The sequence below is a fragment of the Methanoregula boonei 6A8 genome (assembly GCF_000017625.1).
GTDB lineage: Archaea > Halobacteriota > Methanomicrobia > Methanomicrobiales > Methanospirillaceae > Methanoregula > Methanoregula boonei.
In genome coordinates, this window is sequence record NC_009712.1 from 1,453,841 (window position 1) to 1,469,740 (window position 15,900).

The following is a 15,900-nucleotide window of genomic DNA, read 5'->3' on the forward strand; positions in this document are numbered from 1 at the left end:
TTTGGACCTCCTTTCAATTCATTCAATTTTTGCTCACTATCCCTCATCACTGAACCTTTGATCCAGCCTTATTGCGATCCACCGATCCCTTGTTTAGCAGAGTCATTCCCGGTAAAATATTTTGCGGAATCCGGCCAAGTCAGCAGGACAGGATTTCCCGGTACTACCGTATTGTCATTGTATACTGACGCAACACTGAAATAATATTTTTCCCCGGGTATCAGATGGCCTCCAAAGTCCCCGCCATGATAGAGCATTGTTGTATCAATGTCCGTGAAATTCGTACCCGGATCAATGGTCCCTGTCACGTATCCGTCATCGGGATAGCTGGGGTTAGGGTTATTCTTCGAAATTACCACATAATAACTTCGAAGTTGAGGATCTGAAATCCGATCCCAGGTAAGCCGGACTTTGTTGTCTTCGATAGATTCAGAAATTTTGGTGCACGGGTGCGGCGGGACAATCGTACAGGTCTGTGTGGGTGTTATGGTTGGTGTTGACCATCCCCCTGAAGAGACCGAGATATAATCCACCCGGGTTTTTGTCGAATTTCCCTTTGGATTACCTGCTGTCAGAGAGATCGTAAATCTCCCCGCTATTGTATAGGTGTGCACCGGGTTTTGAGTGGTCGCATTGGTTCCATCACCGAAATTCCAGTACCAACTGGTCGGGGAACCGGTTGATTGGTCAGTGAATAATACCCTGAGGGGAGATTTCCCATACGTTGGTGTACCACTGAAATCAGCGACAACGGGTTTGGAGCTGCTGACAGAAACATAGTCCTGCCGTACTTTCGTATCACTTCCTGCGGCATTCGTTACTTTCAAGGAGACCGTATACTTTCCCGGAGTTGTATATGTATGAACCGGGTTTTGGGTTGTGGCATTGGTTCCATCACCGAAATTCCAGTACCAACTGGTCGGGGAACCGGTTGACAAATCCGCAAAGGTCACAGTGAGCGGTGTTTTTCCGCAGGTGGGTATTCCTTCAAAGTTTGCAGTAGGTGATTTTAACGATCCGCCACTCACGGTTACGTAATTCTGTCGGGTCAGAGTATTGCTTCCCCCGGCATTTGACACGGTCAGAGATACGTTGTATTTTCCGGAAGAAGTGTAGATATGAACCGGGTTTTGGGTTGTGGCATTAGTCCCATCGCCGAAATTCCAGTTCCAGCTTGTCGGAGAACCGGTTGAAGTATCATTGAACACTACACTCAGTGGTGCATTCCCGCAAGTTGGCTTTGCGGTAAAATTAGCAACAGGGGATGATGCAATGGCCGAGACCGAAATGTAATTCGATCTGATGGTAGTGTTATTTCCATCAGGATTAGCGACTTTCAAGGAGACGGAATAAGATCCTGCTGCCGTATACGCATGGGTTGGGTTCTGGGTGGTTGCATTTGTCCCGTCGCCAAAGTCCCAGTACCAACTGGTTGGCGAATTAGTGGATAAATCAGTAAATAATACACCAAGAGGTACATATCCTGAAGTTACGTTCGCCGTGAAATTTGCAACTGGGGGCGTGCGTGGAAGTACAGTAATGTAACCGATCCTGAGGGTCTGGTTACTCCCATATACGTTCGATGCAGTCAATGAAACATTGTATGAACCTGCGGTACTGTAGAGGTGGGCCGGGTTTTGAGTTATGGCACTTGTCCCATCACCGAAGTCCCAGGTCCAGTTGGCGGGGAACCCGGTCGAAGTATCCATGAATGCAACACCCAGCGGCGTCTTTCCCTGGGTGACATTAGCAGTGAAGTTGGCGAGAGGGGGATTTGGCGGCGCAGGCTGCAATGTTACGACGGTTTCTGTAAGATAGACCGAGACGTAATCGGTCTTGAGCAGGCTGTTTGTACCATCTGCGTTGATCACCTGGAGATTAACTGAATAGTTTCCGGGTTCTGAATAAACATGGGTGGGATTTTGTTGATCCGATAAGGCGCCATCCCCAAAGGTCCAGTTCCACCCGGTTGGATTATTGGTTGAAGTATCTGTGAATGCAACCGCAAGAGGTGCTGTCCCCGTCGTGACATTTGCCGTGAAATTAGCTGCCGGGGACGCGCGTGGAAGAACCGAAATATAATCGGTTTTCGTTGTTGAGTTGCGGCCATTATCATTTACCACGATCAATGAAACGGAGTACGTGCCTGCATTCTGGTAGGTATAGACAGGATTTTGATCAGTAGAGTTTCCGGAATCGCCAAAGGTCCAGTTCCATGATGTCGGGAAACCCGTCGAAGTATCGTTAAACGAGACGGTAAGCGGTTCCTTTCCCGTAGTAACGTTGGCAGTGAAATCCGCTATTGGTGACTGCGGTGAAGTGACATTGATGCAGTATGTCTTGGTGGTGGAATATGTATCAAGCCATCCTCCAATATTATTGGGATGGATTCCCTTGACCACGGAAGTGAAGAATGGTTCGTTGACATAATAGTACAGTGTTACATTATAAGTTCCTGGCGAGTCGTATTCATGCGAAATTGTGGTTACCGACGGATTTAGTTCACCGGTATCGTTTCCATCCCCAAAATCCCATTCATTGCCTGATGCGAGATTCCCGTTCGGCGTGATGTCGGTGAATGTGACGTTTAGCGGCACTGGGCCGCTGACTGGTTCTGCCGTGAAATCCGGTGATAATGCCTGTTTGACATGGATGTAATCCTGATATGCTGACGATCTTCCGAAATCATCGGTGACTGTGAGGTTTACGGTATAAGATCCGAATAAAGTTCCCGGAGATACGTTGAAGATGTGAATGGGATTCTGATCAGCAGAATTTGTTCCGTCTCCGAAATCCCAACTCCAAGCGGTGATATTTCCACTGGAGGTATCATTAAAGGCCACAGCAAGTGGGGTAAATCTGTTCTGGGAGGTATAATTTGATACGAACCCCGCAACCGGGGTCGGGTACGGATAGATATAGATATAATTCAACCGGGAGAGGGTGTCGTTCCCGAAACTATTCCCGGCGGTGAGGTTAACTGTATAGTATCCGCCGGATTCATAGGCATGCGTGGGGTTTTCTAACGTCGAGTTGGTACCATCCCCAAAGTCCCAGTACCATTGTGTTGGCAATGCGTCGGAGGAGTCAGTGAACGATATGGTATCTCCAATAGAGGCATTGGTGGGGCTTGCAGTGAAGTTGGAATTGAGGGGTTTCTTATAGGAAACGCTGATTAAATCCGGTTTTGATAGGGTATCGCTTGAAATGTCGTTCCATGCAGTAAGATTCACCGTGTAATTACCCGGTGCTGAGTATATGTGCTCGGGATTCTCCAATGTCGAATTAGTCCCGTCGCCAAAGTCCCAGTACCATTGCGTTGTGTTGGTATCCGAGGTGTCAGTGAAGTTCACAGCCTGCCACATGGAAACATTTGTTGGCTCTGCAGTAAAGTTGGCGAAGTGCCGGGCATAAACGTAAAAATCGATGGGATCCCCTGATGACGTATTGGCATAAAAAATCCACACCGGTTCGAAGTAATCCTGTTGATCACTTGCTCCCGTTTCATAATATCCAAGTGAGATGTTGTTTATAGTTACATTAACCGGATCCTGAGGGGTCTGGATCAATTCTCCATTCAGCAATTTATCGATAGCCTCATCTGCTGTAATGACTTTTTGGGAACCCACTGGTGTTGCGGTTCTCCATACCTTTAACAGACCGAGATTTTCACCGTTTTCCCCAAGAGAGATATCAATAATCCCTCCCGGGCCACCAACCGGCATTCCGTTTATTTCACGAGAGTATGCGACCTGGGTGAGGAGCGGCGTCTGGCTGGTTGTCTGTCCTGTTTGTATGTTATACCCGGTAAGATACACTGTTTTGACATAAGATAAAACGGCTCCACTCGGTACTCCACCATTTTCATTTAATACAGCCATCGCAGCCTGTGGAGCATCCGCTTCAGAAGTCACATTCTGCTGTTCCTGCATCAGATCCGGGCTCCAGGATTGTATGATATCTCCCGTATTCGTTGTTGAGGCAATAATGGGAATCTCCGATGGGGACGAAGGAATTGTGGTATTGAAACTGATCTCACCGAAGACGGATTGATTGGGAGAAAGTGCGATATCATCGGCGTATGCTAAACCCCCAATGTTTAATAATGCGATAGTGACAATTATTGCAGTTATTGTCGCTTTTGCATATTTCATTGGCCACACACTCCTTGTGCGCACCAACTAACATAATATGTAATATTATTATCGGGACTTTCATCGGCGGCAATTGTTCCATGGCCCGGCATATGGTCATGATAAAATTGATCAGGTGTGGCGAAAATGACTGCAGGAGCATATCCAGCTTGTGAAGCGATTGTGGCTTCATAGTACGATTGAACGATAGATTCGTTTCTGACGAATGCATTGTAAAAGAATGCATTTGGAAGATCTGTACTAACGTACTTTGAAGATTGATATCCGAGAATTCCGTGTGATGTATTTAATGCCCCCCCCCATCGTTTATCGGTAAGTAAACTACAGGCATCCAAGAAAACCCATTTGTTCTGACCGCCCCATTTTTTATAGACATCAGAAGGTTTCACGCTAGTACTCGGTGTCGGATAAAAGGCGGACCATCCAGACAGCGGGATGTATGTATCTGTAGTGATTAATTCGGATCCTTCCATCAAAAAAAGTAAATGTCCATGTCCAAAATGGTAAAAGAAAGTAGCATTATCTAATCCTTGATAGTTAGTTCCAAAATCGACCTGTGTAACTTGATCTTCCGTGTGATAAAATGTATTTGACCATCCCTCTTGAGTTTCCAGCCAATTTTGTACGACACCATGAACTGCTGTCCCCCATCCAAAACCATCCACAATTAGGCTAGAGACCCCCCCCAATGGGCCAGGATTTTGAATCATAGTCATCGAGTATGTTTGTCCAATCGCTGGTCTGTCAAATGAGGTTAAATATACGTTGACGGTCTGGTTGGTAATCTCAAACTTCACGTTTTCGGATGCGGAAGGATACCCGCCAGCAGATACACTCAAGCCGAAAACCCTGTCATCCGTAAAATTGAATGCATTCAATCCCACGGATCCGTTAAATACAACCGGTCCATCCCCAACTGTTTGATTCATCCAGACATCGTATTTGGAATCGTACAATCCAACATTGGATCCTGGAATAAATCCGCCGGTATCGGAATCCATCACGTTAACGACAAAACGGGGGGTGAGTTTCACTACCCACGCGTCTATATTTCCATGATTTTGTTCGGCCACTACCCCACTATTACTCGAATAGGATCGTCCGGTGACAATGTATCCTCCATCAGATGTTGACTGAATAGATTCTGCCTGATCGTAGGCAGATCCTCCAAGTGGAATCTGCCATTGGAGATTCCCGTTAGAATCTGTTTTCCCTACCCAGTAATCCCCGTTTCCATAACTTGCGCCTACATCTCCGGAGTTATCCGAATAAGTAAATCCGGTAAAGACATAACCCCCATCGGGAGTCTGGTTAATGCTTATTCCATTATCTGCGTTGGATCCCCCATAGGGACGTTCCCAGATAATATTTCCGTTGTTATCCAGTTTGATTATGCAGACATCACCTGCGCCATGATTTATCCCTATTTGCCCGCCGAAATCCGTTGAAGTAGTTGTACCAATAATGACATACCCGCCATCGGAAGTTTGCTGAATTCCGTTATCCCACCACAGACTCGTAATGTCCCATCCCGCACCTCCAAGAAGCTTTGTCCATTGAATCGTACCTGTGGAATCCAGTTTGACAACCCAGATATCTGTTAATCCGTGATTTGCTCCAACATCCCCGCTGTTATTGGAATATGTAGTGCCGACAAAGATGTATCCTCCATCGGATGTTTGTACGATACTGTTTGCCTCATCATCACTATTCCCTCCGTATACTTTTTGCCAAGTGACGCTACCTGTGGAATCCAGTTTTACTACCCACGCATGTCCTCCCATAAACGGATGGGAGGCTATGTTAAGTTCATCGTTGAATGTAGCGCCGGTTACTCCGGAAAAAATATACCCCCCGTCTGATGTCTGCCGGATGCTAAATGCCAGATCATCGGCACTTCCTCCAAGTACTTTCTGCCACTGGATGTTCCCGTTTGAATCCAGTTTCACGATCCACGCATCGTAACCCCCATTATTTTGGCCGACATCTCCGTTATTACTGGATTTCGTAAAGCCTGCAAAGACATATCCTCCATCAGAGGTTAATTGAATGCTTATCGCTTGATCGTAACCGCTCCCACCTAACGATCGTTGCCACTGGATGTTCCCTGCGGAATCAAATTTGATGATCCAGACATCCCCCCCGCCATGGGTTGAAGTGACATCACCATCGCCGGCAAGAGATCCCACAAATCCACAAGCGATATATCCGCCATCGGGTGTCTGCCGGATACCAGAAAGTGTTTCTCCGTCAAGGCCACCAAGGAGATCCTGCCATTCGATGCCAGGAATGCTGGAAGCCATGATTTGAAGGGAACTTGTATCCGAACTTGCGAAGCTTCGCGGTGAAGCCGCGTTTTGTTCTGTCGATGTTCCATTGGATGCAACCGCTCCCATGCTCATCGAAACGGGCATAATTGAGGGTGAGGTGATATTCGAATCACCTTGTACACCTGATATCAGAAATATCGATACCAGAAAAATTGTGACGATAACATCGCCTGTCATTGATAATCGCATTCTTTGCCTCCGGGCCAATTCTCTGCTCCGCTCGAAAGGCACGAACACAAACTTCATTTCTTATAATGGTGAGTATGTTATGCCTTCGGGCGGAAATGGGATCATCCGGCTTTCAGGGTGGGTGAACCCATCTCTTCGGTTTTTATGAGTGTTTTCTGGAACTTTTAATCGGTTATGGGAAAACAATTAATAAAAATATTGTGTTTTGTATTTTCAGAGATGTAATGGCTTAAAAAATTTTAAAGAGATTAAAATAAATATTAGTTTGGGTAAAAAAGGGAGATATATTATTATCCCCTCATTGAATGAGGAAAGTATCAATCCAAAAAGTGTTCGAAGAACATAAATCCGCTAAAGATTTTCAGTATTTTGCTATGTCTTTCATTTTTTGCTTTTTTCATAGGATGTTTACAGGAAAATAACGCAGTATCCGGTGAGTACATAAGCGAGAGAAATTTTAGAGAAAATAATGAATCCATTATTTTTAATAACAGTAATTTTCTCTTTTACGAGGGAAACTTTACTCATATAAATTATAATAATTCCACGAACGTCGTAAAATACGGTATGTTTAAAAATAATAACAACCTGCTCACCCTGAATTATGTCGATGGAGATATTATTGAATATACTGTTACATCAAGCGGGCAGGTATTAATTCCGGTTAATGAGAATATCTCCCTCCCGGAAGATGACAACTGAATGATCATTTTTACAAAAAATTATATTCCCAGTGATGATGTTCAATAATAGGATTGGCCCTCTCTGAAAATGTATTCTATTTGAGAGTATGAGTCCGGGCACGACGAGGCAAATATCGGTCGTGTTCTCTTCCTCGTTCCGCCTCGGAGGTGCCTCGTCTGAGGCGGTGGCAGGTCTCCCCACTATTGGAAGATGAAGGTACTCCCCCCATCCACCCGATCTGACTTACCCTAATCCGGGCCCAAATTGAGCTCCGATAACCTCTTTTCAGATCCGAAAAAGCCCGTATCGGGCTCCGTTTCCCGACTCTCCAAAATAAGCCCAAATTGGCCGTATTTTTGCGATCGGACGATTTTAAGGGATCGCATAAAGGCCTTTTCCTGCCCGGATCTCACTTCAAACGTGCATTTGTTCATTCCCGGAAAAAGATGCTGAAAAAAAGGCCTCTATGGGCCGGTAAAGGGCATTATATGGGGTTTAATTTGGGCGCATTTCGGCAAAATACACAATTAAAACGGTTTTTTTCCATGCGAACCAAATCGGACGGTTTTACGGGCGTATTTTTAGATGATTTCCCCTCAGGGAACGTATGTAATATCACCACCTATGCTCCGGTGATGAGTCCACTGTTCAACCAGCATTGGGTTTTTCATAGATTACCTCAATACAGCGGGGAATTTCCCGGAAAATCCAGTGGGGATTATTTTTGAATTTCAAAAAGAATTTGGGATTTTGGCGATAAATTCAAACGGGCACCGACACCGGAGAGTGCACGGTAAAGTTTCCGTGCAACCGGGCGTATGAGAATCCGGAAAAAATAATTCACATCACAGATTTCGTTTTTAGAAAAAAGAAAATGGATTCAGGAGTTTTCACGCCAGCGCTGCCGTAATGCCGACAACACCGGACTGGATGATAAGGGCAACGGCGATAATGACACCGGCAACTTCAAGCGCCACTGCGACATTGCCTTTTTTGAGTTCCTCGAATGCGTTGATCTGTTTTGTGAGCTTGTCAAAGATATTGATGGCAAGGTAGATGGAACCAATCGCAAGGAGAACCCCGAGCACCAGCTGGATGATGGCAATAGCAATTACCAGCAGGCCGTCAACTGATGTAAATCCCATGGTCGCAGCCTTGCTGATACCCACCGAGATGCCGGTAACACCGGACTGGACAACAACCCCGATTGCGACAAAGATTGCAGCAACAATGATACCGAATGCAACATTGCCCTTTGCAAGTTCCTTCTGCTCGTCAACTTCCCTGGTGACCTTGCCAAAGACAGCAAATCCGATATACAGTGCCACTACCGCAAAGATGACCGCGATAATCAACTGGATAATTCCAACAACTGCGGTTAAAAGATCCATGTACATTCCTCCAATTTCGCGGGATTATCCCGTTATATCATAAAAACACTTCATGTTTATTTAAATCTTTTTAACATTTCTAAAACCGGATTAAACATCCTGAGAACAAACTGAATATACTGTCCGGACCAACAAGGGAGGAGAATGGCAAAAGTCAATAAACAATACCGGGAGGATGCAAAGGAAAGGATCATCGCCGCGGCCATCGAAGTCGCCGGTGAGAACGGCTGGGATGCCGTGACACTCGATGCAATTGCCCAGAAAGTCGGCGTCACGATTCCTGCGCTCTACCATTATTACAAGAACTGCGATGCATTGCTTGACGAAGTGATCCTCAAAGTTGCCCATGTTACGCAGCTCCATCTTGAAGCAGGCGTGGCCCACGAAGATGATATTCATCAGATTATCCGGGATATCGCCGATCTGACCTTTAACCAGAAGAAATACTACGGACCTGCCTTCATCCAGCTTCTCGCCCAGTTATCCCAGCATCCAAAACAACGAAAAAAAATAGCCAGGATCTTCAAAATCCACAGCATCATACTCCGCGACGCACTGATCCGGGCAAAAGCCAAAGGAGATCTTCTTCCCCGGGTAGATCCTGATGAGGCCGTGCGGATGATCTTTGCGATCTCTATGGGTATTTCGCTTGGCTCAATTATGATGGAAGAGGAAGATACCGAAGGAGACAAGAGGATCTGGATCAATGCAGTGGAACGGTGCCTCCTGATCGCCGGAAATGCCGCAGGCAGATCGTGAGATGTATCACCGGGGTTCTTCAATTTTTTTTATTGAGAGAGTAACCTGAATCAGTGCGCCACTGACTGATAACCGCACACCTGTTTTCCGGGATCTTTTTGTCACATCCCGTTCAGGGCAGGAATCATCGAGCAATTTCGTCATAACGGTTCGGAAAAAATCCTGTGTCCCCGAAACCAATGATTAAATATTAACGATTGTGAATCTTCAATAAACAAACGGACCCCGGGATTGCTGCCGGGCCTCCCTTCGATTATGAGCGTGTTTTCTTCGCGCAGATAAAAACCGGTTATGGATGAAAACAGGTGGACTCGTGTGATTGACAACCGTGAATATCTCAACGTGCTCGAACACTTGTACAGTAAAACGATCACCCTCTGGGATGTGCGGAAATTCCACCCGGTATTGTATTTCTATTTCGTGGACTCGCTCGCCCATATCGATTATACGCTCGGGATACTCACTTTCCGTTCCCATAAATTCGCAAAAAATTTTACTGCCCACGAGTACATGCGCTGGCGGGTGGACGAAGAGAAGAAAGGCGACCGGGCGAAATTCCCGGGATTTGTCAACTGGCTTAAAACCGCCCACCCGGAGAAATTTTCTTCCCTGCCTTCACTCTGGCAGATGATTTACGATACGGAAGATCTTGCTGACTACCGGAGCTTCAAGATAGTCCTTGACCCGGACAGCCACAGCGAGACCCCGGCAAATATTTTTTTTATCATGATCGATGAGTTCTTCTCACCCGATTTCCTCAACAGCATCTATGCCGAAGGTTCTCTTACCGTGCTCTTTGAAAAATACCGGTATATTACCGGAAGTCCCGATTAGGACAGGTCATAGTACCTGTACGAAAAAAAAGGGGGATCCCCAGGGGATTACTAACGTACAACCTTCCAGACCGCGGCTGTTCCCGGAGTATCTCCCTCTGTCCACCACTGCGCCTGATATGTCGTACCATTGTAGGTCACCTCGTCACCCGCAGTATATACCGCGGTGCTTACCCAGGCAACTGTTCCGGATCTTCTGGCCGCAAAACAGGAGACGGTGGCTGGATCCCTATCTTGTGCCGCCTCCGCGTTTCACCATTCCCCGGATATTGTCAAGGGGTTGCCTCATCATCTCATCATACTTCTCAGCGGCCCCCTGCGTTGAGTCACTGTCTTCACACCGGTTCCCGCCCATCACATCCCTGCCTGCAAGATGCGCATCGTGCCCCCCGCGTTCCCGGGACTGCATCTGCGACCCAAGCTCGCCCCGCATGTTTGTATTCTTCACGGCCCGGGGGATAGAGAATGCATTGCGATCGGCAGGCTCCCGGGTCTTGAGGCGCCGCTCTGCCTCAGCAAACATCTGGAGCCCGTTCCTGCCTGCCCGGCTCCTGCTTTTGATACCCCGCAGCTCGTCCCGGGAAAAGACCTTTCCGATCGCGTCGAGATCCTCCCGGGCAAGATCGGAAAGCCCGAGGATCGTAAAGAGCACCGGCATCCCCCGGGCATCAAAGAACCCGGAGAGCGCTTTTTTTCCGGCCCGCATGATAAGAGCCGGGCGGGACCGCCGGTCACAGGCAGCAGCCAGCAGGTGAAGGGCGGTAGTACCATGGGTTTCAACCGCTGCAAGGTCAGGAAGATCAGCAACCATGATGAGAGCAGCACGGTCAATCTTCCCGCCGTTGCGTGTCACTGCAATGACAAAGGAACCACCCTTCTGGCAGTCTGCATGGATGAATTCGCGCAATACCTGTTCCCTTTCCCCGGGAAGACGGTTTTCTGATCCCTGCATACCGGCCAGCAGTTCCTCTGCCGAAAGGTACAGGCCGGAAAAGAAAAGGCCCCATGCATCAGCAAGATCTGATGAGGGAACAACTGCCGGGCGCCTTTTTGCGTAATACGCAAACATCGCGTAGAGCTGTTCGGTGCTGAGATCTTCAAGGCGCTCCCGGCCGGGGCCGGTTCCGGATATACGGGCCATACAGGGAATCTCAATAGATATTGTCTTTCCTATGATATAGGGTTCTGCGGGAGGAAAACAAAATAGTAAAAATTCAGTTAAAGGGGGTTACAAACCTTTCCGCGGGCGGAAGAATACAAACAGGATAATGGCACCGGCACAGGCGGCAAGCGGAACAATCGCAGGGATGGGAGTGAGGCTTACCGGGAGGAGACTAAAGGCAGGCTTTGCAAGCGGGAGTGTACTGGTAACCGACTGATCTGCGATCACGGAGACCACGGATTCAGACGGGATATACCCCTCAAGCGTTGCATTGACCGTGTGATTGCCGGCAAAAACCCCGTTTAAGGTAAGCGGGGAGAGACCGGCAAAAACCCCGTCAAGAGTTATATTTGCTCCTTCGGGGGTTGTGTTGATACTCAGGGTCCCGGTCTTTGGCCGGAGAGTAGCGGTTACTTCCGTTGTTGCACCCGATTCGACCGTTGCGGTAGTGGAAAGAGTCTCATAATTAAACCGGGATACATTCACCGAATACGTGCCGGGAGAAATGCCCGGGATGCTGATTGGCGATCGCCCCTGATAATTCCCGTTAACCACCACTGACGCATCCTCCGGAACCGAACTGACGTTGAGGATCCCGGGCTCGGACTCTGCTACCGTTACCGTGCTGCCAGGCGAGTTTGATGCACTTACGCTTCCCAGGCCGGGTTCGGAAAGCGTAACCGAGATCATGCTGTACTGGGCCTGGTTGAGGTTGGCAAGATCGTTTGGACCGTCAACTGCCCATACGGTGTAGGTTCCGGCATCGAGCCTCCCACCAATCGAACCGGTGCCCCAGTCGTACTGCCAGCGGTCGTTGCTGTCTACGCTTACCTGCGTAAATCCGCCCTGGTCTGCACGCTCGTTGATATTATCCAGCGCCACGCCGTTTGCCGGCAGGTTGGGACCAGTCAGGAAGAGGTAGACGGTCTGGCTTGTGGGACAGTAGCCTGAAAGATGAACCGTGTCTCCGATGTAGGATTGTATCGAGCTGGCAGCTGCACCACAGGCAAGCACAAAAAAGAGCAGGAGCAGACCTGCGCAGATCATACGGTATCCCGCCCGGGCCGCTGCCCCGGAATTATCCTGGTAATCTGCCCTTTGAATCATAACGAAAAAATATGGCGGACGGGTGCCCTCATCATAAGGAGGAGGCCGTCTTGTTTGCAGTCGCGTTCGAACCCGTAAGTGTCGCTGTGGGTGTTGCCGTCAGTATGGCAACAGTCGGAGTCGGGGTTGACGCGGCGGGAAGCGAGAACTGCATATCAACCGTTCCGTAAGGTGCCTTTGTGGATGCTGTCGTTACTACGGCGCCATCCTTGTACAGGACAACTTTGAGCTCGTCTCCCGATCCATCGGTCTTTTTCAGGGTAATTGCCACGATCCCGTCAACCGTCGGAATACGGTAGAAATGATCCCCGGTATCACTGACCGAGGCCTGGGATCCCGGAACACCTACCTGACCGGAGTACGTATTGTCGTACGTGACTTCGGCCCAGACCCCGCTCTGGGGAACAAGGCTTTGCGGGGTAGTGGTGACGGCAACTGTGGTGACGACAGAAGTGGGGACTGGCGTGGGTGTCGGGGTCGGGGTTGCAGTAGTGGGAACAGGTGTTGGTGTCGGGGTCGGGGTCACGACAGCAGACTTGTTCAGGGCCGGGAGGACAAACAATCCCCCGGCAACAACCGCAATTACCAGAATGACGATGATCGCGGCCGCAAGAATCTTCCTGCCGCCTTTACGGGGTGCTGCAGGAACCGGCGGGATAGGGGGAGCCGGAGGGATGGCGGCGGCCGGGATCTGCTCACCTTCTGCAGGAGCGGGTGCAGCAGTCGCTGCCGGCGCTATTCCTTCAGAGGGGACGACACTCTCCTGGGCCGGCGCTGGTGTCTCAGGAGCCGGGACAGAAGACTCTGCTTCACGAGTTGCCGGTGCCGGGACAAACGGCTCGGGAACCGCCGGTGAAGATCCTGTGCGGGGGACGGAATCTTCAATCAAAGGTTCAATCGAGTGGATGATCTGTTCTATGGGCCGCCCTCCGCTGATTTTACGCTCGCCCGCTCCGGCCGTGGCTGCCGGGGCAGTGGCAATCTGGGGCGCCGCAACAGGAGCCGGCACTTCTTCTGAGGGTACGTTGACCCGGGTACCGCACCGGTTGCAGAAGGTCGATCCCGGGGGGATGCGGTTGCCGCACCGCCCGCAGAACGATCCCTCGGGAAGCGAGGTGGACTCCACCGGCTTTGGGGGAAGGTGGCTTGTGTCCACCGTAATCCTCTTGATGGGCCCGGCAATCTCGATCTTCTTTTTGATACCGGGTGTGACCCCGTGATCCGGGCGGGATTCAAACGCAGCCGGCGCCCCGGTGGCAAAATCACCGGGCTGTGATGCCGCTTCAGAAATGTACTTCCGCAGAGATTTTGCCCATTCATCGGCCTCGCGCCGCCGCTCTCCCGCGCTCTGCCGGACAAACGTGAGCGCCATCTCCCGGGTCTCTGCTGCATCTGTCTGGATCGTCAGCGTGATGACCGGATCGCGAATGGCATTCTCGCTCGCCATCACGTTCCGGATGGAAAAAAGCGTGATCTGCTGGGTCGGAACTACATTCTTCTCGCTGTCAATAATTATAAGACGACGATTGGTGAGCACCAGTTCGAACGGCACGGATTTGACCTTCACATGCTGTGCCGTCAGGACAATGGACTCATCGCTCTTGAGATCGGGATAGCCCATGATTACCACGTACTGTAGTAGTACTGTTGCATCACCTTTGACAAAAAAGTATGTATAAAAAAATCTGCCCCGGTTCCCGGATATCTGAAAGGATACCCGAGAGATCAGAGGAACTCCCGGTCGTTCATGTACTGGCGGAGCACGTCAGGGATAGTCACGGATCCGTCCCGGTTCTGGTAATTTTCAAGAATGCAGCGCAGCGCCCGTGACGTGGCAATCGCTGTCGAATTGAGGGTGTGGACCAAGTGCTTTGTCTCGAAGTTCTCCTTGTCCCTGACACGGATATTGAGGCTCGCTGCCTGGTACGAGGTACAGTTGGAGCAGGAGACCACTTCCTTGTAAGCGTTCTCTCTTGGCATCCAGGCTTCAATGTCGTACTTCTTTGCGGCGACCGTCCCGATATCTCCCGTGCAGATATTGACCACGTGGTAGGGAAGGCCGAGTTTTGTAAAAACCTCTTCGGCATTTGCCAGGAGTTCCTCGTGGATCTGCCATGAATTCTCAGGCCTGCAGAAGACAAACTGCTCGATCTTTGTGAACTGGTGGACGCGGAAAAGACCTTTGGTGTCAAGCCCGTGAGCCCCGATCTCGCGCCGGAAGCAGGGTGAGAGCCCACACAGGCGCAGAGGGAGATCTTTTTCCTCAAAGATTTCATCCTGGTACATCGCGGCTATCGGGTGTTCGCTTGTGGCTATCAGGTAGGTATCGTCGCCATCGATCTTGTACATTACCTTCTCGAAATCGTCGAGGTCGGTCACACCCTCATAGGAATCCCGTTTGATCATGAATGGTGGGATCACGGGGGTAAATCCCTTTTTCCCGAGAAGGTCAAGGGCAAAACGCTGGAGGGCAAGGTCGAGCATCACCAGCCCCCCTTTCAGGAAATAGAACCCGGCACCCGAGGTCTTTGCGGCCCGCTCAAAGTCCGCCCACCCGTTGTCGGCAGCAAGCTGTCCGTGGTTCTTGAGCTCGAAATCGAACGTGCGCGGCGTTCCCACGCGCCGGATCTCCACGTTCTCGGTATCGTCCTTTCCTTTGGGCACACTTTCGTGGAGGATGTTTGGCAGGCGCATGAGCCGGGTGCGGATAATCCCTGATATCTCCTCCTGCTCGGCATCATTTGCCTTGATCTTCTGGGGGAGCTCGGCAGCCTCCCGGAGTAAGGGTGCTGCATCCTTTCCCGTCTTGCGCGCCTCGTTGATCTCGCGGGCGATCGTATTTCTCCTGCGCCGCAGCTCATCGGTCTGCACTTTAAGCTCGCGGGAACGTGCATCCTTTGCAAGAATTTCGTCCACCCACGCAATCTTTTCCGGTGTGCCGCGTCTCTCCAGATCGGCTTTCACGACATCCGGGCTTGCCCGTACAAACCTGATTTCAAGCATTTTCTCGTACCTCACCCGGGACCCTGTCGATGCATATCGAAAGCCCCGGCTGCTGCTTTCCTGCTAAGAGGTATTCTCTCTTTTCCCTTATTATGCTTCAATGCATGCGGAGCACCACACTTGGGAAGCCAGGTGTGAAAAAAGGCACCTTTGCAGGAATATTATTTTAAATCGGACAATCTGGATTTCGTTTGAATAAAGGAGACAGAATAGCGCTATTGAGAGGAATTGATGACCATGATATTCCCTAAAACTCAAAAAAACGTCTTCAGGGTCGATATTATTATA

General features: G+C 49.6%; 9 protein-coding genes and 1 pseudogene. 2 read left to right on the forward strand and 8 right to left on the reverse strand.

Annotated features, from left to right (window positions below; all coding sequences use genetic code 11):
- Positions 1–68 precede the first annotated feature (68 nt).
- From MBOO_RS07445 to MBOO_RS07460, 3 genes are all read right to left on the reverse strand, one after another.
- Entirely contained in the window at positions 69–4,154 is a 4,086-nt protein-coding gene (locus tag MBOO_RS07445) for a PKD domain-containing protein (protein WP_012106974.1), read from the reverse strand.
- Positions 4,151–6,661 carry an autotransporter outer membrane beta-barrel domain-containing protein gene (locus MBOO_RS13065; protein WP_052291901.1) on the reverse strand — a complete coding sequence of 837 codons (2,511 nt, stop codon included), beginning with the start codon at positions 6,659–6,661 and terminating at the stop codon, positions 4,151–4,153. Before MBOO_RS13065 ends, MBOO_RS07445 begins: the two co-directional genes overlap by 4 nt.
- A 1,586-nt stretch (positions 6,662–8,247) precedes the next feature.
- Positions 8,248–8,748, reverse strand: a complete 501-nt coding sequence (locus tag MBOO_RS07460; protein WP_012106977.1) for a DUF350 domain-containing protein — start codon at positions 8,746–8,748, stop codon at positions 8,248–8,250.
- A gap of 144 nt (positions 8,749–8,892) precedes the next feature.
- Here MBOO_RS07460 and MBOO_RS13070 point away from each other — a divergent pair, with 144 nt between their 5' ends.
- The gene (locus MBOO_RS13070; protein ID WP_012106978.1) at positions 8,893–9,507 is read left to right on the forward strand and encodes a TetR/AcrR family transcriptional regulator; all 615 of its coding nucleotides are present in this window, start codon (positions 8,893–8,895) and stop codon (positions 9,505–9,507) included.
- Between the two features lie 291 nt (positions 9,508–9,798).
- Entirely contained in the window at positions 9,799–10,341 is a 543-nt protein-coding gene (locus MBOO_RS07470) for a hypothetical protein (RefSeq protein ID WP_012106979.1), read from the forward strand.
- 50 nt (positions 10,342–10,391) lie between these two features.
- Here MBOO_RS07470 and MBOO_RS14255 read toward each other — a convergent pair.
- From MBOO_RS14255 to serS, 5 genes and pseudogenes are all read right to left on the reverse strand, one after another.
- Positions 10,392–10,508: pseudogene (locus MBOO_RS14255) on the reverse strand (carbohydrate-binding protein); the annotation flags it as partial.
- A gap of 61 nt (positions 10,509–10,569) precedes the next feature.
- Positions 10,570–11,481: a hypothetical protein gene (locus MBOO_RS07475; RefSeq protein ID WP_012106981.1), complete on the reverse strand. Its 912-nt coding sequence runs from the start codon at positions 11,479–11,481 to the stop codon at positions 10,570–10,572.
- 87 nt (positions 11,482–11,568) lie between these two features.
- On the reverse strand, positions 11,569–12,549 hold the full coding sequence (locus MBOO_RS13075; RefSeq protein ID WP_012106982.1) for a PEGA domain-containing protein: 981 nt from the start codon (positions 12,547–12,549) through the stop codon (positions 11,569–11,571).
- Positions 12,550–12,640: 91 nt separating this feature from the next.
- Positions 12,641–14,230: a zinc ribbon domain-containing protein gene (locus MBOO_RS07485; RefSeq protein ID WP_012106983.1), complete on the reverse strand. Its 1,590-nt coding sequence runs from the start codon at positions 14,228–14,230 to the stop codon at positions 12,641–12,643.
- A gap of 104 nt (positions 14,231–14,334) precedes the next feature.
- A complete protein-coding gene (serS, locus tag MBOO_RS07490) occupies positions 14,335–15,612 on the reverse strand; it encodes a serine--tRNA ligase (protein WP_012106984.1) in 1,278 nt (425 codons plus the stop codon).
- Positions 15,613–15,900 lie beyond the last annotated feature (288 nt).

Coding starts and splice junctions, on each gene's coding strand:
- MBOO_RS07445 (WP_012106974.1), bottom strand. CDS start 4,154: ATGAAATATGCAAAAGCGACAATAACTGCAATAATTGTCACTATCGCA.
- MBOO_RS13065 (WP_052291901.1), bottom strand. CDS start 6,661: ATGACAGGCGATGTTATCGTCACAATTTTTCTGGTATCGATATTTCTG.
- MBOO_RS07460 (WP_012106977.1), bottom strand. CDS start 8,748: ATGGATCTTTTAACCGCAGTTGTTGGAATTATCCAGTTGATTATCGCG.
- MBOO_RS13070 (WP_012106978.1), top strand. CDS start 8,893: ATGGCAAAAGTCAATAAACAATACCGGGAGGATGCAAAGGAAAGGATC.
- MBOO_RS07470 (WP_012106979.1), top strand. CDS start 9,799: ATGGATGAAAACAGGTGGACTCGTGTGATTGACAACCGTGAATATCTC.
- MBOO_RS07475 (WP_012106981.1), bottom strand. CDS start 11,481: ATGGCCCGTATATCCGGAACCGGCCCCGGCCGGGAGCGCCTTGAAGAT.
- MBOO_RS13075 (WP_012106982.1), bottom strand. CDS start 12,549: ATGATCTGCGCAGGTCTGCTCCTGCTCTTTTTTGTGCTTGCCTGTGGT.
- MBOO_RS07485 (WP_012106983.1), bottom strand. CDS start 14,230: ATGGGCTATCCCGATCTCAAGAGCGATGAGTCCATTGTCCTGACGGCA.
- serS (WP_012106984.1), bottom strand. CDS start 15,612: ATGCTTGAAATCAGGTTTGTACGGGCAAGCCCGGATGTCGTGAAAGCC.